This window comes from Paraburkholderia sp. CI3, assembly GCF_050436505.1.
GTDB classification, from domain to species: domain Bacteria; phylum Pseudomonadota; class Gammaproteobacteria; order Burkholderiales; family Burkholderiaceae; genus Paraburkholderia; species Paraburkholderia tuberum.
The window spans coordinates 727,736-748,413 of the sequence record NZ_JBNDMI010000003.1 but is presented as its reverse complement, the minus strand read 5'-3'; the positions used below and the strand labels follow the sequence as shown (position 1 = coordinate 748,413).

The window sequence follows — 20,678 nt, the reverse complement described above, 5'->3', positions numbered from 1 at the left end:
AGCGCCATCGGCATCCCATCTCGTATGAGTCAGGTTTTGGTACCCTTTCATCGTGAGCCCTGTTTCTCCTGGCCGGATTCGAAAATTCACGGGGACCGCCGTGAAGGTTGAAGATCGGTCAGCCAGTGGCAGAGCTGGGGCGAGCTTCCGTGAGTTGATACGTAGCAATCAGGTTGTCCTACAGCAGATGAAAAGACAGTTCACAAGACATGCTCAACGCAGCGACCAGGCATACCCCGGACGCTTGGCCCACCCCACAATCCCGGCGAACCAGGCGCAGACGGAACTTCGCCCAGTTCGCACTGGGCCGGCGGGCCTGCCGGTTGATTCCGAGGCCGCTTTCCGTGAAAACAGGCCGCTTCAGCGCTTGTTGCAACAGTGCCATGAGGACGGGCGTTTTTGACTGCTTCCGACATTCTCGCGCCACACCTGACGCCCGGTGGTCACCTGCTTGCAGTTCCAGAGGACGACGCGCCGCTATTGGCGGATGAAATACGACCGCGGCTAGGCAGTTCTTTTGCGCTTGGCGCAGGACATGGCCTGCTGCATCTGGGAACGGCGGAAATCGGCCGCATTTTGCCGCCCGCCTGGGCCTGGTGGCGAGATTTTGCCGCGCGCTATGTCACCGCCTTGTGCGCCACACCCGAGGGCGGCGAGATTGCGGTCGTCACGCCCGCTGCCAAGGACTTCGATGCCCTGATTGCCGATGCGCCGCCGATGACGGGCGGGGAGTATCTAACGCCAGATGTGCTAGCCACGCTGTGGGGCGAGATCGATACTGCCTTGCACCAGGAACTGGCGACCGCAATGGTCTCGCTTCAGGATTTCCTCAAGTTGCGCCACCCGGCCTGGAATCTGGTCGGCCGTGTGCATTTCAACCTCGCTGAGAACCGCAAGGACACGGAGTCACCGTTCGCCTTCCTTGCGACTTACACCTCGCGCCTGTCGGCCCATGGCAAAGCGCAACACCAGCCACTGTCGCAAGCCCTGGCGGAATTTTCGGGAGCCAGGAGCAAGGCGCAGCTCCTGTCATTACTGCTGCCGGTGCAGCGCGCCGCGGAACACTGCGATTGGCTTCGCGAAATGGTGGATACCGGCGAGATATACCATCCGCTGCGCTGGACGCCGCTTGACGCCCATCGCTTTCTCTCGGACCTGTCCCAACTGGAAGCCGCCGGGATTGTCGTACGCACGCCAGGCGTCTGGCAGGCGGGCCGCCCTGTTCGCCCCGTTGTGAAAGCCAGCGTCGGAGCACGACCGCCTTCGCTCCTGGGCAAGGATGCGTTGCTCGATTTCAGCATGGAGGTCTCCCTCGACGGCGAGCATCTCAGCGCCTCCGAGGTCAGGGATCTGCTCAAAGGCGCCGATGGCTTGCAACTCATCCGTGGTCGCTGGGTCGAGGTGGACAAGAAAAAGCTCAGTCGCCTCCTGAAGCGATTCGAGGCCATGGAAAAGGCGGCACAAACCGGTCTGCCCTTTAATGAGGCCCTACGCCTTCTGGCGGGTGTTTCGCTCGACGATAACGCCGACCCCGCTGACCTCGACTGGTCGCAGCTTGTTGCAGGGCCCTGGCTGGCCGACATGCTGCAGGAATTGCGTCAGCCGGAGGGGTTGGCGCAGATCAGTCCGGGACCGGAACTCAAGGCGAACCTGCGGCCCTACCAACGGGCCGGCGTGCGGTGGTTGTACCTGCTCACCCGGCTCGGACTGGGCGCTTGCCTGGCGGACGATATGGGCCTGGGCAAGACCATGCAGGTGCTCTCGCTGCTGCTCGTGCTGAAGCGTGAAAGCACCGAGGTGCGGCCCAGCCTGCTGGTCGCCCCCGCATCGCTGCTGGCCAACTGGGCGGCAGAGGCCGAGCGCTTCGCCCCGGGCTTGCGCCTGCTGATCGCCCATCCGTCGGTCATGCCGGCGGCCGATTTGCGTGCGCTGGACGCCGCGCGGCTTGCGGACATCGATCTCGTCATCACCAGTTTTGGCTCGCTGCTTCGCCAGCCGGTACTGGGGACCATCCAATGGCGCCTTGCCATCGTTGATGAAGCACAGGCGATCAAGAATCCGGGCGCCAAGCAAACGCGACAGGTCAAGCAACTCCAGGCACAATCGCGCATCGCGCTGACTGGCACCCCCGTGGAAAACCGCCTGTCCGACCTGTGGTCCATTTTCGATTTTACCCACCCCGGTTTGCTGGGCTCGGACAAGGTCTTTGCCAACTTTACCAGGCGGCTGGCGAAGGCCGAGCACTTCGGCCCGCTGCGAACGCTCGTACGGCCCTACATCCTGCGCCGCCTGAAGACCGACAAGCGGGTAATCGACGACCTTCCGGACAAGACCGAGCTCAAGGCCTGGTGCCACCTGAGCCCGACCCAGGCGGCGCTTTACCAGCGTGCGGTGAAGGATCTGGCCGCCGCGCTTGAGGACGCCGAAGGCATCGGTCGCAAAGGTGTGGTGCTGAGCTTCCTCATGCGCTTCAAACAGATATGCAACCATCCGTCGCAGTGGTTGGGTGACGCGGCCTGGAAGGCGGAAGACAGCGGCAAGTTCGCCCGCCTGCGCCAACTGGCCGAAGTCATTGCCGCCAAGCAGGAAAAGGTGCTGGTATTCACCCAGTTCCGCGAGACCACTGAGCCGCTGGCGGCATTTCTGGGTTCGATCTTTGGCCGCGAAGGTCTGGTGCTCCATGGCGGCACCCCCGTGGCCCGGCGCCGGGAGCTGGTCAAGCGATTCCAGGACGATGAGTTGACGCCCTTCTTCGTGCTCTCGCTCAAGGCCGGTGGGGCGGGATTGAATCTCACCGCTGCTTCGCATGTGATCCACTACGACCGCTGGTGGAACCCGGCCGTGGAAAATCAGGCGACTGACCGTGCGTTTCGTATCGGCCAGCAGAGGAACGTCCTGGTGCATAAGTTTATCTGCCGTGGCACGATCGAGGACCGTATCGACCAGTTGATCGAAGTGAAGCAGCAATTGGTGAAGGATGTGCTGGAGGGCGGCGCGGAACTGCTGCTCACCGAGATGAGCGATCGTGAATTGCTCGATCTCGTGAAGCTCGACGTTTATGCCGCGCAAGAAAACTGATCGTCAGGAGAGAGGAAGCGCAATGGGTTACGGTTATGGGGGATGGAAGCCCTATGTCTCGGTCGCCGAGCGCAGAAAAAAGGCTGAACGGGCCGCCGCGAAGGCTAGGAAGGCTGGTGCGGTCCTGTCGCCAATCGCGTCGTATCGAGGCGCCATCGCCAGGACCTTCTGGGGCAAGGCCTGGTGTGACAATCTGGAAGGCTATAGCGACTATGCCAACCGCCTGCCGCGCGGCCGTACCTATGTGCGCAACGGTTCCGTGATTGACCTCCAGATTACGGCAGGCGAAGTGCGAGCGCAGGTAATGGGTTCGAGCCTCTACACGGTCGGCGTGAGCGTGACGGCGTGTCCGGCAAAGCAATGGCGAACAATTGGTGCCGACTGCTCGGGGTCGATCGATTCGATGGTAGAACTGCTGCAGGGCAAATTCTCGACTGCCGTGATGGAGCGCATCTGCAAACCCGGAACGGGTCTTTTCCCAGTGCCGAAGGAAATCAGGTTCAATTGCAGTTGCCCGGACTGGGCGTCGATGTGCAAGCACGTAGCTGCCGTACTCTACGGCGTCGGCGCGCGGCTCGACCAACAGCCGGAATTGCTCTTCGCCTTGCGCCGCGTCAATGCCAATGATCTCGTCAGGCAGGCCGGCGCTGGCCTGCCCAAATCCACAAAACGACCCGCTACCAGCAAGGTGCTCGACGACGCGCTGGTGGCCGATGTGTTTGGCATCGAGATGGCCGACGCCTACTCACCGCCGAAGCCTGTTGCCGGACGTAACAAGCCACCGGCAGGTAAGGTGACAGCAAGGAAGGCGACCAGGTCGGCTGTCTCGACAACCCGCAAGCCACCGGCGAACGCAAAGACCGCAGAGGACAATAAATCGGTAACAAAGAAGTTACCAGTCAAGCCATCCGCTGGGCCACGTAAATCAACATCGGGCAACATCGTTGCCGGTAAAGCAAACGTGGCGAACTCGCCTGCAACCCCGAAAGAGGCTGCAACAAGGAAACGCGCCATTACTAGACCGGTGAAAGGTACGTCCCGCTAAACTCGGATTCCATCTCGCATGGCTACGCGCGAAGCGATTGACGTCGATGAATGAAATTCTTTTCATCGATGCATCTACGACTGCGCATCGTCATCGCGTCAGCTGACCTGATCTCATAACTCGTTAGACGCCCAATAGCCGAATCCGACCATCATAGTTCATCTGGATGAGCACCTCCCGCATCGCCTTGACCTCTCGCTCGTCGACCTTTCGAATATCCAGATCATAGTTCCGCAGGCTGGTTGTCAGGCGCACTACGGCTGATTTTCTGTCAAGGTGGAGTTCCTCCAGCAATTCCTCCTCGTCTTCCACGTACCGTTCAAACGAAACTGTCACCCCTCGCTCCCAATCTCCCAGCAGGTGTTCGTATTTCGGCGTGCGCAGAAGGGTAAGGCTTTCGATCTCAGTCGCATCCGCGGGGGCGATGACCGCAAAGGACACAATCAAGTCGTCCCTGTACTCAGTCGAGATAAACGCGACAGTTTCCATAATCTTCGGTCTATGATTTCCGCAGTCACAACGCACAATCATCGCGCCGCGATGAACTTTTTCCGACGAGGAGGTCAAGCACCAGCAACGATAGCATGGCGCATGACAGCGGGCGGCCGTCTGACTCGATCGCCCCAGCTTCTTTGAGTTACCTCAGATTGACCGGCGCCCACCCCTCATCTGGGGCAGTAACCGGCCAGTAGGTGTCACTCAGACCGCACCTGCGGCCATCCCTTCTCGCTCCGACATGGGACGGTCGCCGGGAATGCTCATTTGCACCCTTGATCCCGGCCGGCCAATCCCCTTAGCTGCTCAAAGGCGAAGTGTGCCCGAGCACAGCGGCCAACATCAGCACAGCGACCATTGCAAGCGCTCCCACGGCCAGCGTGACGAACGCGAGTTTGAGCGTCAGCATCTGGCCATACAGCACGCTAAACAACGGCGCGCCGCGGTGAGCCGTATTCCGCATCGCGTTATAGATGCCGGTCACGATCACCACACCGAGCGCGACGGTCGCCAGGGCGTTGTCACATTACCGATCACCCGGCGAATCATGGGCAGGTGAGTCAATCACTCAGAAGACTGCAGACGGATTCTGGGCAGTCTCGGTGAATTCGCGCCATGCGACAAACCGCGCGGCGAGCTGCTTGCGATAAAACGAAGCGCGCAGCAAATGACGCTTGAGCGCAAAGTGTTGCCGGATGGGTCCGAAGCACGAGAGGAAGACCTGCGTGCGTTCGGGTAGCCGGAACCCTCTCATGCGTCGCTCGCGTTCACTCGTCGGCTGATGGCTGTTCTCTGCACGGTTGTTGACGCGGGCAGCCGCCTTGACGAACACATGCTTTATGTTCGCGAGTTCCGGGATTTCGGCCTTTGCCGCAGGGTAGCTGCGCAACTGGTCGGTCACGATTTTTTTCGGCACCTTGTGACAGGCCGCCAGTACGCGTTTGAAGAAGCGTTTGGCCGCAGCCTTGTCGCGGCGCTTTTGCAGGAGGATGTCGAGTTCGATGCCGTGCTGGTCGACCGCGCGCCACAGCACATAAGGCTCGCCGCGTAATGTCACGAACACCTCGTCAAGATGCCAGGTGCTGCCCGGCTGGCGCCGCGCAGCCTTGACGCGATGCGCGAAGCCGGCGCCGAAGTTATCGACCCACCTGCGGATCGATTCATGGCTGACGACCACGCCACGCTCGAACAGCAATTGCTCGATGTCGCGCAGGCTGAGCTGGAAGCGAACGTACCACCGAACGGCGTGGCTGATGATTGACGCCGGGAACCGGTGACCGTGATAGAGCGATTTCGTCTTCTTCATCACGACGTCTTAGTCGACCGGCCCCGCGAACGTGACAACGCCGGGTGGCCGAGTACCAGCTGCTTCGGCAGGTGCCAGAATCATGGCGAACGAAGCTGCCGTCAATCGACCAGATTGAAGCCGGGCTTCGGCCAGATCTGCCCGACGACGCGTAGCAGACACTGCCGATGGACGAGCCCATGCGAAAGCCAGGACGGTTAGCGTCACGCGTTACGCTGCTCCAGCTACCTGATGTATTTCTCCGCCCCTCATCAGGCGCTGCGCGATGTCGGCCGTTTGCAGCGTTGCGCGTTCGGTCGGTGAATGGGCCGCGAGATAGCGGGCGACCGCAATGAGAACGTGCCGTCCCTCGGCAGTATTGCCCCATGCAGCAAACTGGCGGACGCCGGCCTCCAGCATCTGATAGGCATGAAAGCCCGCGTCTTCGCGCAGTACCGCAACCGCAAGTGTGGCGATCAGTGCCTGCGGCGAATGGCCAAGCGTGAGATGGCGCGCTACGAGCCTCGCCGCGAGATCGACCTGTCGCTGCCGGTCGAAGGCGTCGAGCAGGGCGGTCCGGATCGTCCCTTCATCGGCAGGAAGGTCGTCTAGCGGATCGTTGCCGTCGCCCGGGATTCGGGCCGGTGGCACATTCAGATACCGCGCAAGGTAGAGCGCCATGGCGGCGTGCAAGATGCCGCGAGCGGGCGCGTCACTGTCGATACCCGCGGACCCAAGGCGCCTGAGCATCTGGTGGAGCGCGTTGGCATGGGTAAAAACGTGATGCGCGGTCTCCCAGTCGGCGTGCTCGTTGGCATCGCCGAAGCGGGCCACGCGAAGCGCCGCTCCATACGCGAGGGATTGTCCCAGGTCAGCCGGAGCGGCGCCTGCGAGAATCGCCGCCTTCAGCGCGTCAATGATCTTCGCCGGATCGTCTTCAAGCAGTTCCCGGGCGAGCGCGGCGTGCTGCGACCAGCCTTGCAGAGCGCGCCCGGCAGCGAAAAGGCGTGACATCTGGCTGGCTGCTTCGTCGCACAGCGCGACAAGATCAACGGGCTGGCGCCAGGCGGTCGACTCCTCGGCGCCACGGGCGCTCACCATCTGGGCGACCACAGTGGGCAGCAAGGCTGACGCGTTCTGCCAGCCGATCAGGTCAAGGCACTCGAACGCCTTGTTGATGAAGTCGAGCAGATGACCGGTGTCGGCAAAAGCCCGCTCGGTCCCGGCGGACAGCAGGGCATCGGCGAGCACGGCCGGTGAAAGACCGGCGGCAATCGCCGTCAACAGCGTGCGCTCGGCCGCCTCGCGATGGCGCACGTTGGTCCAGAGACGCAGCCAGCGCCTGAGCGCGGCGGGCTCCGGCCGACTTCCCAGTGGTGCGCGCTCCCGCCGCGGTGCTTCGCCGTTGCAGTCCGCCGCCACATGGCGCGCGCCGTGAAAGAGGGCGAGATAGGCATCGTCAGCTGGCAGTACGGACAACAGGTTGGCGAGCGTCGTCAGTATCGTGAGACCGACGCCCCAGCCGTCACGGTTCTGCGCGCCGAACAGCGCGACCTGCCGCACAATATCGGCCACGGGGACGCCGGCCGCGAGCTGACCCTGCACGGCTTTGGCGATGACGAGTGCGAGGTCGTGTGCGAGCCCGTCCGCAAGGCGCTGATGCCAGTGCGTTGCAGGATCGGAGTATCCAAACGTGGTCGCCACCCAAACGTCGCCATTGCGGACCTCGACCGCGCAGGCCGGTACGTCGTCGGCCCAGAGGTCGAACGTGCAGCCACTTTCCAGATCGAAGCGGGCGTGGTGCCAGTGACAGGTGAGGATTCCGTCTTCAACAGTGCCTCGCTCGAGGGGGAAGCCCATATGGGGGCAACGATTGTCGATGGCGAAGACGCGCCCGCGCTCATGGATAACGAGGATGGGACCATGGCCGCCCTGCACAATGCGCCGCCCCTTCGCTCGCAGCTCTTCAAGGCTTCCCACGAGCACGAATCCGTCATCGGGTGCATCCATATTCGGCCTCCGGCATTCCTCCTTGCACGGGCGTCACAGGTACGCGCGTTCGCGTGCAAAAACAAGCATACTCCGGGCAAAACGCCGCGACGTGCGTGGGACCGGGATGCGAACGCTGCGTTTCCAGAGCCGGAGCGAATGTAAGCTTATCAAGTACCGCGATACTGGCTTGAGTGCCTGGCGGCCAGCCGTTGGGTAGGGCGCGCGTCAACGGAAATCCCATTATTGAAGATTGGACAATGCTTGCCGTCCAGTAATTGCAGCCAAAGGAATGCCGATGACCGATGTCACGTTTGCCCAGTGCGGCGCAGCCACGTCACCGCACGACGTTGTCAGCGTCGCGTCACCGGATGGCACCTTCCGGTTGCTCCGCAGCCGCTGTTTCAACACCGAAATGGCCCATCTTGCGGATGTCGACGCATTCGAACATCCGGAATTCACACCCGTGCGCCTGCCCGATGCAGATGGTGTCGTTCACGAGTTTCATTTCCGCAGCCTGCTATTCGGCGATCAGCTTTCACGGGAGGCGTTCGAACTGGCCTGCGGTGACGAAGACTGCGGGGGCTTCCGCTTCCAGCTTCTGGGCGATCCGCGGACGGACCCGTTCGAGCTGTTGGGCCACCTGGTGCAGAAGATCAGGCGCGGTCTCGCCGTCAGGCACGTGGTCGAGCGTGCGGGTCAGCTTGAGATAGCCGGAACGACGGTCCGCGGACGGTTCGAGTGGGACGAAAGCGAGGACGGCCGCCTGCCATGTGTGGTCATTGATGGCAGACGGATCGACTGGAGCGATTTTGGGGAGATGTTAATGATGTGCGAAGGGTGGCAGTTCCGGACGGAACTGATCGATCCGAGCGATGAAGCCGAGTCTGATCGACCCTTGCCTGATTCCCACTTGTTGAAGGCTCGAACGAGAGACCCTGCGTCGGGACCGGCACGTCGCAACTTGCGTATATCCGCATCGACCGTCTCGCGGGAAGTGCCCGCCCGCGGTATCCTGGGATGAACCGGAGCTTTTGAAACTCGAAAAAATTTCGGGCGATTACATGCCATGCCCCTGCAGCCTGCTGTTTCGCCGTTGTCGTCCTGTCACATAAAACTTCGATTAAAGTTGTGCACAGAAGGAGTGGAAGAGCCTGTGGACAAGCCGGCGGGAAAGGCTCGTACACGTTTGACTGCATGCGGATTTGTTGCACTGCGCAGGGAAGCGGCACCGCCCATGAAGGATCTCCAGCTGGCCGTGCCGTTTGAAAGAGATCAGGCAGACCCGCAAAGCGGTTACGTTCTTTCCGTATCGCTCCCAGGAGAGCAGTTGCTGATTCACAGGACACGTGGATTGCTGCTGCACGGTTTCAGCTCCCCGCGACCTGGGACCTGGCATCGCGGCTCGGGGCCGGGTCCCGATGCATCGGGCCGCCGACCAACGTCACTCCCGCAAAGGCTCACCCTTCGCGAAGACAAACAACTGCGTCGCTGACGGTCATGCTGCCTGTAACTTCCGGTGGATCGATCGCAGCGTGCGCATTACCGGCACAGGGACCGCGAATGCGCACGTCAGCGAGCCGCGGTTTCAGTCGTGCCGGCTGCCGTGCCGGACGCTTATGGAGAGGTTTCGTACTGATGACCCGGATCGTGAGCACACACGCCCAAAACGCACAAAATAGCACGTGCGTTCTGTTCACACATGTCGAGGCCAGATTGAAATGTCGGGGTCTTATCTAGATACAGATGTCGGGGTTGAGGTCGATTCTGGGTGTTGGGCTAGGGTTGTCTTGCGGTCCTTTTATATCTCTCTGGAGGGGTTTTTAGCACCGAGCCTCCCGGGTTCTGGTGTGTCCCCATGACTGCCGCATTCCAGTCATCGAGCGTCACTTCGCGCTGCTTCTTCGTGCCAGGTAGCCGCGCCTTCGCACGCACGGGTTCACCGCGGTTCGTGCGTGACGGTGAGCCGGAGATCCGGCGGTTGTCGCGCTGCGCCTGGAGCGCCTGCGCGACCTGCAGCGCATGACCAAGACGCTTGTGCTCGATCACCGCGCCCTGGTCGATCTCGGCAAGCTTGTCGTACTGGACACAGGGCAGGGCGATACCATCGGCACGGATCTCGAGGCGTCCGTCCGGATACTCCCACACGTCGATATAGCGGTGAATCAGCCTGCGGTTGGCCGGCGTATCGTCAAGCAGCCAGATCACGCGGTCGTTCAGCAGCGTCAGGGAATCCGAGACCTTGCGCAGAACCCGCCAGGTCAGGACCGCGTCGAGATCCTCGTCAGCGCGCACGGGTCGATGCGCATCGAAAGCGCTGCGTGGCGGCTTCGCAAAGCGCGCGTTATAGGCTGCCATGAACGCGGGCGCCCAGGCGTTGGCAGCCTCGATGGTGCTGATACCGCGCAGCCGGAGCTCCTTGACGAGCCGGTCCTGCAGCGTGAGGTGGGCGCGCTCGACGCGTCCCTTGGCGGGGCTTGAGTTCGCGCAGAACGTGTCGATGTTCAGCTCGTACATCGCCCGGCCGAACTGTGTAACACCTTTACCCGCTGTCTCCGAGCGTCGCTTCACGTAAAAGACGCTGGCCTTGTCACTGTAGAACGCCACCGGCTTGCCATGCTGCTCAAGATACGCGCGCGTCGCCTCAAAGTAGCTGAAGGTCGATTCGGTCGACGTAAAGTGCAGCATCATCAGGCGGCTCGTGGCGTCATCGACGTACACCAGCAGCGTGCAGGCCGGCGCCCGGTCCTCGAACCAGCGATGGTCGCTGCCGTCGATCTGCACCAGCTCACCCAGGCATGCACGCCGCGCACGCGGCTGGTAGATCTTCGGTGGCCGCTGCCGACGCGGTACCCACAGGCCGGCGTCCATCATCAGGTGCCGCACGGTTTCCTTCGACAGCACGAGGCCATGACATTCGCGCAGCTTCTCGCACGCCAGCGTCGGCCCAAAATCGGCGTAGCGCTCGCGAATGGTGGTCAGGGCCCGCACGGCCAGTCCTTCATCGAGCTTCCGGTTGCCGGGCGACTTGCGCTTGCGTGAAGCCAGTCCCGCCGCGCCCGATTCCCGGTATCGCGTTACCAGCCGCTCGACCTGACGCACGGTCAGACCCAGTCGCCCGGCGGCACGCCCTGGCTTGAGCCCCATGTCCACCACGGCCTGGATCACCTTCAGACGGTCGAGTTCGCGCATGTTCAATGTCACCAGTGCGGCTGGGATCATGACTGGCTCCTGCGATCACGCTGCAAAATGCCAGCTTGCCAGCCACGATAAAACACGACATTTGTATCTTGCTAGAACACGACATTCTCATATTGCCGCTACAACACAAATGTTGATAATTTATATTATGTCAAATTGTGGATTCTTCGGAAAAGGCTTCCACTACGCCCCGCACGGGCCACCGTAGATGCGCGTGCCGCGTGTCGGCCCTCCGCCACAAGCGATGCACATCGGTGCCCGGTGACCATCGCGAATCGTCCGATCCGCGACTCTTTCGCCTGCCACAACTGACGCCGGGTGCAGCCCGATTCAGTGACCAACAAAACTGGCGCGGCAATTCAATTTCCAATTTTTATGGGTGGGCCCAATCAGAGCCCTCACGAATTAAGACGAGGCCATGCGTACAGATTAATTTGTGCGCGCCACATGCCGCAATTAGACAACTGTTAAATACAGCTTTGCGCACCACGAGAATAAGCTTGGTAGCGAAAGCCAATGCCGCTATCGCAGCTCGCGCGGATTTTTATCGTCGGCTATTGCCTTGTGGCTTAGAGACGTTTCGCATTTCTCTCAATCGGCGAGCGTGTCGTCGTTGAGCGACTGTGAATGGGCTACGTGCATTTCGACGTGGCGTACGGGCGCAACGTGTTCGCCACCCTCCCACTTCCCTCGATCTGAGATGCATGTTCGAACACGCGCAGACGCTCGGCATCCGCAATCAGTCGCTTCTTCGTCATCGAGCGTCCCGCCGATCCGAAGCCCATCACCTTTTCGTACTCACGCGGCCTGCCGTGCCTGAAGCGATTAAAGAAGTCATCGCCCGGCAGGCCGTTGTCGAGGCTCATCAGGCAGCCATAGTCGAGCGACGCGCAATCGCTCAGTGAACGCGCCGCGTCCTCCAATGCGCGATAGCGGCTTTGCAACGGTTCGTCGCGACCGAAAAGCGCGTGCAGTTCCTGATAAGTCACGAGTCTTTTGCGTTTCGCGGCACGCAGTAGCATCGCGGCAATATCGCGGGTCCTATCCATGTTCATGTCGTTCTCCTTACCGCCTGCTTGCAAGCGCCCAATGGCAACCGATGAAAGCGCTGTCAGCTTTTATCGCGGTTATGCGTATCGAGTCGGAAACTGCCCGGCATAAAATATTTCCGGTATTGAACGACGCAGCTAAAATTAAGCGGGTGGTTACTGGATTCGGGCTTCACAACGCCACTCTGCGCGAATGTCCCGTTTACATATAATCCGCTGGAAAAACGCCGCGAAGGATTTTCAATCTTCAGCACCTTTTTCGCAGCTTTCCAGCGAATCGCCACCCTGCATCGAAAAATGCATTTCAATTACATTCGCAAAACAGGAATCCGCGCACTCAAACGGTTCATTCTTCCGACCTGCCGCCCGCACTTAAAAGCGCCCGAGGTCAAGCTGGATGCGGCCTGGCGGTGTCCGGGCTGCCAGAGCGAGCCGAGCCGGATTGACGGCTTTGAATCACGTCAATCAGGTTAGCAAACGTTAAATTCAATCGCAAGAGAGATATTTAAGATTTTAGAAAGAAAACATCGTGTAACCACCTTACGGGAGGATTGCGTGATTTTCTATCAGAGGAAAGACGCGATTGATTTTTTATTCTTTTGGACACAGCGGGCGACTTTTCGATTATCTGTAGGTGGCGCGCCCTCCTCACTGTCTACCCCAGTAACCGATTGCAATCCGGTCAGCGACCCAACGGCGGAGTTCTCCGATGCATCGACCAAATGACGATTTGCCGACCGTCGCACGGCGTCTCACGGCGGGCCAGAAACTGCTCGACGGCGTCGCTGCGGCCGAGGTCGCGAGACAGATGGGCATGGCCAAGACCACCGTCGAGCGATATCGCAAGCTATTGGAGCAAGGCGGGCTCGAGGCGCTGAGAAACATGAGCGTCGGCGGCCGCCATTCCGCACTCGCGGTGGCGGATCTGGACTGGTTGGCCCAGGCGCTGAGGGCCTCGCCGCGGGACTACGGCTTCGACGCCGACGGCTGGAGCAATGCGCGCATGCGCGAGTTGATAAGCCGTCAGTTCGGCATTTCGTACTCGCGAGTCTATGTATGGCAACTGGCCACCAGACTCGGCGTGTCTTATCGGCTCGGCCGGAATGCGCAGTAAAACGGCGGCCGTACCCAGCTAAAGCACGCGCGTGCGCATCGGCTCAGGCGCTTTCTCGTACCTTTGGCAGAAACTGCGGCGCCAGTTCGACCTCCGACCATTGGAACGGCAACGCGCCGCGACTGCGCCGCACTTCGCTCACATGAAACCGCACGAGCCGCTGCGCGCCCGCAAATGCCGCGAGTTCGTCGCCGTCCCAGATGATCTCTGCTCGCACCGGCAGATAAAGCAGATCGCCGGTTGCGAAGTCGATAAACAGCAGACCCGCGCGCGGATCGTGCACGAGGTTGCCGATCGTGTTGAAAAAGCGGTTGCCGCTGTAGTCGGGCGTGGTCAGCGTAGTTGCGTCGTCCACGCGCACGAAGCCCGGCGCACCGCCGCGATGGGAAACGTCGATCCCCTTTCCCGGCCCCGCTTCCTCGCTCAGATTCGCGCTGGCGATAAAGAACGTGTCCGCGCTCGCGAGCAACTCGCGGTCGGCACTGCTCAGAAACGTGGCGATCTCGGGCTGCGCGCGCGTCGCGGCCGCGTCCCGCTCGATGAAAGACGGCGCGCGGCTCTGGATATACTTCGGGCAATTGCCGAAGCTCTGCATGACTTCGACCTGCAACGTGTCGCCTGCCACGGACCGGACGACGCCATTTGCCCGATTGCGCCGCCGCGTACGCGGCTCGATGCCCAGCGCACCAAGCTGCGCGCCTTCGCGCCAAGCCGCGGCGAGCGGATCGCCAGCCAATGCGCCACCTTCAATGCGCAATGTCCGCGCATCCGGTGACGAGACGAAACCCGGCGCACCCGCACGCAGCGTCGCCCACGGCTGAGCGCTCGCATCGACGCCGCCAATCACGACGAACGGCTGCGCGGCAAAGAACTCGCGATGCTGCTCAGGCATGAATCGGCGAATGCCCCGACGTCCCATCGACTCGGCCACCTCACGCACACCCGCGCGCTGCTGCGCATCCTGCTCGCCGGCATGAAACGGCGACGCGTCGCCTCCCCAGTGATTCAACGGGACGAACTCGGACATGATCGGACTCCTTTGCAAGATCTGACGCGGCTGTCAACGCGTATCACGCCGCCAGCAAGCCCGCCTTCGTCGAAGGCATCGCGATGAAACGCGGCAGTGCCTCCGCGCGCTGCAGCCACGCGCGAATGTTCGGATACGGCTGCAACGACACGCCGCCCTCGGGCGCGTGAGCGATATACGTGTGCGCGGCAATGTCGGCGATCGTGACGTGCGCACCAGCCACGAACGGCTTACCGGCAAGCTCCTCGTCGATCACGTCGAACAGCTTGACGGCGATCTGCTTCGCGCGTTGGTGGTCGAGCGGCGCGCCGAACACGGTCACGAGCCGCGCCGCGCACGGCCCGTAGGCGATCTGGCCAGCCGCGAGCGACAGCCAGCGCTGCACCGCCGCGGCGCCGCGCGGATCGTCCGGCAGCCACGATGCGTCGCCATAGCGTTTCGCCAGATAGACCAGAATCGCGTTCGAATCGAACAGCGTGAGCTCGCCGTCCTGAATCGTCGGCACCTGACCGAATGGGTTCAGCGCGAGGTACTCGGGCTTGCGGTTGTCGCCCGCCTTCATGTTCAGCTCGATGACCTCGAACGGCAGATCGAGCAGCGTCAGAAACAGCTTCACGCGATGACCGTGGCCTGAAAGCAGCGTCGTATACAGCTTGATAGGCTCGGCGGGTCTGGCAGCGGGCATGGATGGCTCCGGATACGTTGAATGACACGCCCAGCATAAGGCGTAGGCACTGTCGCGCGGAAGCCCGATAATCCGGGAAACACAGTCAAGCGAGAATGGACAATCGATCATGGCCGATGTGCGCAACGTGAACCTGAACCGCCTCGCGATCTTCGTCGCGGTCATCGACGCGGGCTCGCTGAGCGCCGCCGCGACGCGGCTCGGGCTCGCGAAGACGATGGTCAGCACGCACATGCAGAGGCTCGAGGCGGAAGTCGGCGCGAGCCTGCTGGTGCGTACCACCCGGCGGCTCGGCGTCACCGAGGCGGGCCGCGCGTTCTACGAGGCGAGCGTGAAGATTCTGCGCGCCACCGAGGACGCTCTGAACGCGCTCGGCGGGGAAACCTCACCGGTGCGCGGCACGCTGCGCGTCAGTGCGCCGAACGACTACGGCACGCTCGTCGTCGCGCCCGCGCTGGTCGAATTGCGCCGCACGCATGCGCAGCTCGACGTCGAGCTGCTGAGCAGCGACCGCTACGTCGATCTGATCGCCGATGGCATCGATGTAGCGATCCGGCTTGGTCGCCTCGCGGATTCCAACTATCGCGCGGTGAAGCTCGGCAGCTTCGTCAAGTGGCTCGTCGCGAGTCCGGAGTTCCTGCGGACGTGGGGCGCGCCGGGCACGCCGGCCGCGCTGGAGACGCTGCCCTATTGCGCGTTGTCGGTGCTGCCGCATCCGTTGACGCTCGATTTGCGGCACGTCGACGGCAAGATCGCGAGCGTGCGTTGCGCGTCCGCGTTGCGCGTCAACACGGCCGATGCCTGCCGCGCGGCGACGCTCGCGGGCGGCGGCATCGGTCTGTTGACGGATTTTTCGATCGCGGACGACGTCGCGGCGGGACGGCTGATCCGGCTGCTGCCCGAATGGGCGAGCGCACCGGCGAGCATTCAGGCCGTGTTCCCGCCGACGAGTCACCCGCCGGCGAAGGTGCGCGCGTTGATCGATACGCTGAAGCGAAGGCTCGCGGCGGAGCCTGCGGATTAGCACGGCAGATCCTCCTGGCGCTCCCATTCCAGCGCAACGGCGGTTAGCTTCTATCCGCGTTATCGCCCGATTTGCTCTACTGCGACGATGCGCGCCGCACCCCGCGGCCTCGCCTGATCGTCAATGTGGAGAGCTTATGTCCGCCATTTCCCGTCCTGCTCAAGGGGTTCTCAGCGTCGCGTGTCCGAGCGCGGCGGGCCAGGTTGCCGCCGTCGCTGGCTTTCTCGAACGGAATCGTTGCTATGTCGACGAACTCACCGTATTCGACGACGAACTGAGCGAGCGCTTTTTCGTGCGCTGCGTGTTTCACCACGTCGATCGCGACGATGCGCTGCAGATCGCCACGCTGAAGCAGGACTTCGCGCCGATCGCCGAACGCTTCCGGATGACGTGGGCGATCCACGATCTGTCGAGCCGGCCGAAAGTCCTGATCATGGTTTCCAGGCTCGAACACTGTCTCGCCGACCTGCTGTTTCGCTGGCGTATGGGCGAACTGAAGATGGACATCGTCGGCATCGGCTCCAATCATCGCGATCTCGAACCGCTCGCGCGAGCGCACGGCCTGCCGTTCCATCATCTGCCGATTACAGCCGACACGAAGCCGCAACAGGAAGCCGGCCTGCTCGAGCTGTTCGATACGTCCGGCGCAGAACTGCTGATTCTCGCGCGCTACATGCAGATCCTGTCCGCCGAAACGAGCCGGGCGCTCGCCGGGCGCGCGATCAATATCCACCATTCGTTCCTACCCGGTTTCAAGGGAGCAAGACCGTATCATCAGGCCCATGCGCGCGGCGTCAAGGTAATCGGCGCCACCGCGCATTTCGTCACCGACGATCTCGACGAAGGTCCGATCATCGAGCAGGGAGTCGAACCGGTCGATCACTCGTACAGCCCCGAACGGCTGCTGACGACCGGACGCGACGTCGAATGCATTACGCTCGCGCGCGCGGTCAAGGCGTTCGTCGAGCGGCGTGTGTTCATCAACGGCGAGCGCACCGTCGTGCTGCGGTAAACAGAAAAACGCCGCTGAAAAGCGGCGTTTTCGGGTGCTGCGCCGACGCCTGGCCGAGTTACTTCACCCAGCTATCCACCCGGCCCGCATGTGCGCTGACCCACGCGTCGGCCGCTGCAGCCGGCTTTTCGCCATTCTGCGTGGCCAGCATCACCGTGTCGATCTCGCCCGGCTTCCATTGGAACTTCTTCAGGAACGCGACTACTGTCGGCGCTTTTTTCTCGAGCTCGGGATTCACCACGCTATCCACGTGCTCGGCTTCACCGAATACCTTCTTCGGATCGTCGAGGAACTTCAGCTTGTACTTGGCGAACATCCAGTGCGGTTTCCATCCGGTCACGATGATCGGCTTGCTGGCAGCCTCCGAGCGCGCCAGTTCGGCGGTCATCGCGCTTCCGGAACTCGGCATCAGCTGATAGTCGAGCCCATAGGCCTTGATCGCCTCGCTGGTTTTCTGCATCACACCCGCGCCGGCGTCGATGCCGACGATGCGCGCGCCGAACTCCGCCTTCTTCGCCTGCAGATCGCCGACGCTCTTCACGTCCGCGTTGTCCGGCACGATCAGACCGATCTTCGCGTCGTTGAAGTTCGGTCCGAGGTCGACCACCTTGTCCTTGAAGTTGTTCCAGTAGGCGCCGTGCGTGACCGGCAGCCACGCGGACAGCGTCGCGTCGAGATCGCCGCGCGCCACGCCCTGCCACATCACGCCGGCCGCCACCGGCACCAGTTGCACCTGATAACCGAGGCGTTTTTCGATCACCTCGGCGGCCACGTTCGAGGTCGCCACGCTATCGTCCCAGCCCTCCACGTAACCGATCTTGATGGTCGGCTTCGAATCGGCCGACACGCCCGCACTGACCGCCGCCAGCATCACCCCCAACGCGCTTGCCACCACTATCTTTCCGATCAGTCTCATCGACGTTCTCCCGTTGATCCATTTGCCCATTGACGCGTTTGCCATCGAACCGCACATCGCGTATTCAGAATCGCCAACCAGAATTGCCGGGTAGCGTTGTTTTGCGACATGCAGTTGTCCGCATGCGACTTCCACGCAATTCCGCCCAGTGTTTGCCGTGTTGTTGTGGTGTTATCAGTCGTATTACTTGTCGAGGACGAGATCGGTCAGCGGCTTGCTACAGCACAGCAGCACCATGCCCTGATCGATCTCGCGCTGACGGATACCGCCCGCGTGCTTCATCGCCACTTCGCCGGACACGAGCTTCACCTTGCAGGTGCCGCACATGCCTTGCGTGCACGACGCCGGCAGCCGCACGCCCGCCTGCTTCGCCGCATCGAGCACATGCTGGCCGCCGCCGCACTCGATCTCGCGATGACTGCGCGTAAAGCTCACCTTGAAACGCGTGGCGGTTTCGGCCGGCGCGCACGCATCGCTCAGCGTGTGCGCGACATGCGCTTCGGCCAATTGCGCGGCCACTTCGCTGACGGTCTCGAACGAGAAGCTTTCCTCGTGATAGTGCTGGCGATCGAAGCCGCCTTCATCGAGCAGATTGCGCACCGCCTGCATATACGGCGCGGGGCCGCACGTGAAAATCTCGCGTTCCAGAAAATCCGGCGCAATCAGTTTCAGCAGCGGCAGCGTCAGAAAGCCGGTGATGCCGGGCCAATTGGTGCGCGTGCCCACGCGTTCGCAGACGAACGCGGTGCGGAAATGCGCCTGATTGGCGGCGATCAGATTGAGCTCGCGCGCGAAGATGATGTCGTCCGGCGTACGCGCGCTGTGCACGAAGACGATATCGCTGTCCTCGCCGAGTTCATGATGCGCGCGGCTCATCGACATCAGCGGCGTGATGCCCGAGCCCGCCGACAAAAACAGCAACTTGCGCGCCGGATGCCGCGCGCAGGTGAATTCGCCGGCTGGCCCCAGCACGCGTACCTGGATACCCGCATGCAGATGGTCGTGCAGCCAGTTGGACACCGGCCCGCCCGGCACGCGCTTGACGGTGATCGAAATCGTATGCGGCCGTGTGGGCGCAGACGAGATCGTATAGCAGCGATTGACGCGCTCGCCGTCAATCTCCAACTCCAGCGTGATGAATTGCCCCGGCTCGAATACGAACGCCCGACCGGATGGCGCGCGGAAGAAGAAACTCTTCACGTCGTGCGTTTCGCTGCGGACCTGGCAGCACTCCAGGGTGTCGTCGGCGTCGCTGTTCCAGCGCGCCGGCAGCGCGTCCCAGAAGCGCGGCTGGGTGACGCGGCTCGGCGCGTCAGCTGGATTCTGTGAAGTCTGCTCGATGTCCGGTTGAAACATGGCCTGATCGCGCATCATGGTTGTCCCCCCGCTCCTCATTGCGGTCTTGCGCTCAGCGCACGAACGACACGACTTTCTCGTCGTGCACCGCCCGTGGGTTCGCGTCGTAATCCGCGAGACGGCCGATATACCACTCGCAGAACTTTTCGACGAGTCCTTCGGTGAACGGCGAATAAGGACCCGGCTCATACGCGCTGCTCGTCGCGCCGCGCTGCGAATATTCGACGAGCGCGCGATCCTGGTCGTTGGTCGCGCGCCATACGGCGGTCAGATTGTCGAGGTCGTAATCGATGCCTTCGCGCGCGTCCTTGTGCACGAGCCATTTGGTGCGCACCAGCGTCTTGCCGGCCGACAGCGGAAGCACCGAGAAACTGACGATGTGGTCGCTCATGAAGTGATGCCACGAATTCGGCTGGGTCCAGAACGACAGGCCGCCGAGATCCGCATGCTTGAATCCGCCGAGCAGCTTCTTCGAGGCGACCTTCGCGTCGAGTGTCTGCGATTCGCCGTCGCGATCGAGCGGCAGACGTTGCGTACGAAACCCCGTGACCAGGTCGGCGAGCCGCTCGATTTCCGCCGACGGCAACTGCATCGCCTCCCACTGCGCGGTGCGGCGCGCGACCGTCGTCTCGAACGCGGCCATGCCCTCCTCGTTCGCCGGCGTGCGCTGATAACCGAAACCGTATTCGTACAGCGAGATGGTCAGCTCCGGATGGTTCGCCACGCAGTGATAGCACTCGCGATTGTTTTCCATCGTCAGCTTCCAGTTGCCCTCCTCGATGATGTCGATCGACGCGGCGATCTTGCAGCCGGCCAGATCGTGCGGCAACAGATACGGTTCCATCGCGGCGCGCATCACGGCGAAATCGGCGGGCGGCTGCTCGGCGAGGCAGATGAAAATCAGTCCGGCGAGATTTTCGACATGCACCGCTTTCAGACTATGTTTGCAGCGCTCGAACTGCTCGCCCATGTGCTCGGCGAACATCAGGTCGCCATTGAGGCTATACGTCCAGCTGTGATACGGACAGACGATATTGCCGAGCGAGCCCTTGCCGGTATTGCACAGACGCGCGCCGCGGTGGCGGCATACGTTATGAAACGCACGCACCCGCATGTCGTCGTCGCGCACGATCAGGATCGAATCGTCGCCGATCTCGACCGTCACATAGTCGCCCGGCTCGGGCACGTCGGGCTCGACCGCGACCTGAATCCAGTGCTGGCGGAAAATCGCGTCGATGTCGAGCGCGAAGATGGGCTCGCTGGTATAGAACGGCGCTTCCAGCGTGTAGTTCTGCTTGCGGCGTTCGATCATTGCGCGAACGTCTGCGGAAACTTTCATTGTTTGCTCCGTTGCGTGTCACGTCTGGCGCCGCGCCAGGCCCTCCTGGTCGCATGCTGGCCC

General features: G+C 62.1%; 16 protein-coding genes and 1 pseudogene. 6 read left to right on the top strand and 11 right to left on the bottom strand.

The window, feature by feature from the left end; genetic code table 11:
• Positions 1-399 precede the first annotated feature (399 nt).
• Both OKW29_RS12190 and OKW29_RS12185 read left to right on the top strand, forming a co-directional pair.
• On the top strand, positions 400-3,078 hold the full coding sequence (locus OKW29_RS12190) for a DEAD/DEAH box helicase (protein WP_429291217.1): 2,679 nt from the start codon (positions 400-402) through the stop codon (positions 3,076-3,078).
• 22 nt (positions 3,079-3,100) lie between these two features.
• Positions 3,101-4,123, top strand: a complete 1,023-nt coding sequence (locus OKW29_RS12185) for a hypothetical protein (RefSeq protein ID WP_429291216.1) — start codon at positions 3,101-3,103, stop codon at positions 4,121-4,123.
• A gap of 123 nt (positions 4,124-4,246) precedes the next feature.
• Here the strand turns inward: OKW29_RS12185 and OKW29_RS12180 are convergent, their stop codons facing one another.
• From OKW29_RS12180 to OKW29_RS12165, 4 genes are all read right to left on the bottom strand, one after another.
• Entirely contained in the window at positions 4,247-4,612 is a 366-nt protein-coding gene (locus OKW29_RS12180; protein WP_429291215.1) for a hypothetical protein, read from the bottom strand.
• A 304-nt stretch (positions 4,613-4,916) separates the two neighbouring features.
• Positions 4,917-5,102 (bottom strand): hypothetical protein, encoded by a 186-nt coding sequence (locus OKW29_RS12175; RefSeq protein WP_429291214.1) that lies wholly within the window; start codon positions 5,100-5,102, stop codon positions 4,917-4,919.
• An 84-nt stretch (positions 5,103-5,186) separates the two neighbouring features.
• The gene (locus OKW29_RS12170) at positions 5,187-5,924 is read right to left on the bottom strand and encodes an IS6 family transposase (protein ID WP_429291213.1); all 738 of its coding nucleotides are present in this window, start codon (positions 5,922-5,924) and stop codon (positions 5,187-5,189) included.
• Between the two features lie 210 nt (positions 5,925-6,134).
• On the bottom strand, positions 6,135-7,913 hold the full coding sequence (locus OKW29_RS12165) for a Rieske 2Fe-2S domain-containing protein (RefSeq protein WP_429291212.1): 1,779 nt from the start codon (positions 7,911-7,913) through the stop codon (positions 6,135-6,137).
• A gap of 277 nt (positions 7,914-8,190) precedes the next feature.
• Here OKW29_RS12165 and OKW29_RS12160 point away from each other — a divergent pair, with 277 nt between their 5' ends.
• A complete protein-coding gene (locus OKW29_RS12160) occupies positions 8,191-8,916 on the top strand; it encodes a DUF7713 domain-containing protein (protein ID WP_429291211.1) in 726 nt (241 codons plus the stop codon).
• A gap of 755 nt (positions 8,917-9,671) precedes the next feature.
• Here the strand turns inward: OKW29_RS12160 and OKW29_RS12155 are convergent.
• Positions 9,672-11,114 carry an ISNCY family transposase gene (locus OKW29_RS12155; protein ID WP_429290378.1) on the bottom strand — a complete coding sequence of 481 codons (1,443 nt, stop codon included), beginning with the start codon at positions 11,112-11,114 and terminating at the stop codon, positions 9,672-9,674.
• Positions 11,115-11,725: 611 nt separating this feature from the next.
• Positions 11,726-12,148 (bottom strand): hypothetical protein, encoded by a 423-nt coding sequence (locus tag OKW29_RS12150; RefSeq protein ID WP_429291210.1) that lies wholly within the window; start codon positions 12,146-12,148, stop codon positions 11,726-11,728.
• A 703-nt stretch (positions 12,149-12,851) separates the two neighbouring features.
• Between OKW29_RS12150 and OKW29_RS12145 the strand changes: the two genes are divergently transcribed.
• The gene (locus OKW29_RS12145; RefSeq protein ID WP_184073010.1) at positions 12,852-13,256 is read left to right on the top strand and encodes a helix-turn-helix domain-containing protein; all 405 of its coding nucleotides are present in this window, start codon (positions 12,852-12,854) and stop codon (positions 13,254-13,256) included.
• 70 nt (positions 13,257-13,326) lie between these two features.
• Here OKW29_RS12145 and OKW29_RS12140 read toward each other — a convergent pair.
• Positions 13,327-14,283 (bottom strand): annotated as a pseudogene (locus tag OKW29_RS12140) (pyridoxamine 5'-phosphate oxidase family protein); the annotation flags it as partial.
• 43 nt (positions 14,284-14,326) lie between these two features.
• A complete protein-coding gene (locus tag OKW29_RS12135; protein ID WP_429291209.1) occupies positions 14,327-14,968 on the bottom strand; it encodes a glutathione S-transferase family protein in 642 nt (213 codons plus the stop codon).
• 109 nt (positions 14,969-15,077) lie between these two features.
• Here OKW29_RS12135 and OKW29_RS12130 point away from each other — a divergent pair, with 109 nt between their 5' ends.
• Both OKW29_RS12130 and purU read left to right on the top strand, forming a co-directional pair.
• Positions 15,078-15,992: a LysR family transcriptional regulator gene (locus OKW29_RS12130; RefSeq protein WP_429291208.1), complete on the top strand. Its 915-nt coding sequence runs from the start codon at positions 15,078-15,080 to the stop codon at positions 15,990-15,992.
• 136 nt (positions 15,993-16,128) lie between these two features.
• The gene (gene purU, locus OKW29_RS12125; RefSeq protein ID WP_429291207.1) at positions 16,129-17,004 is read left to right on the top strand and encodes a formyltetrahydrofolate deformylase; all 876 of its coding nucleotides are present in this window, start codon (positions 16,129-16,131) and stop codon (positions 17,002-17,004) included.
• 58 nt (positions 17,005-17,062) lie between these two features.
• Here purU and OKW29_RS12120 read toward each other — a convergent pair whose 3' ends face one another.
• The 3 genes from OKW29_RS12120 to OKW29_RS12110 all read right to left on the bottom strand — a co-directional run bounded on the left by OKW29_RS12120 (position 17,063) and on the right by OKW29_RS12110 (position 20,615).
• A complete protein-coding gene (locus OKW29_RS12120) occupies positions 17,063-17,920 on the bottom strand; it encodes a glycine betaine ABC transporter substrate-binding protein (RefSeq protein WP_429291206.1) in 858 nt (285 codons plus the stop codon).
• A 183-nt stretch (positions 17,921-18,103) separates the two neighbouring features.
• The gene (locus tag OKW29_RS12115; RefSeq protein WP_429291205.1) at positions 18,104-19,294 is read right to left on the bottom strand and encodes a 2Fe-2S iron-sulfur cluster-binding protein; all 1,191 of its coding nucleotides are present in this window, start codon (positions 19,292-19,294) and stop codon (positions 18,104-18,106) included.
• 34 nt (positions 19,295-19,328) lie between these two features.
• The gene (locus OKW29_RS12110; protein WP_429291204.1) at positions 19,329-20,615 is read right to left on the bottom strand and encodes an aromatic ring-hydroxylating oxygenase subunit alpha; all 1,287 of its coding nucleotides are present in this window, start codon (positions 20,613-20,615) and stop codon (positions 19,329-19,331) included.
• Positions 20,616-20,678 lie beyond the last annotated feature (63 nt).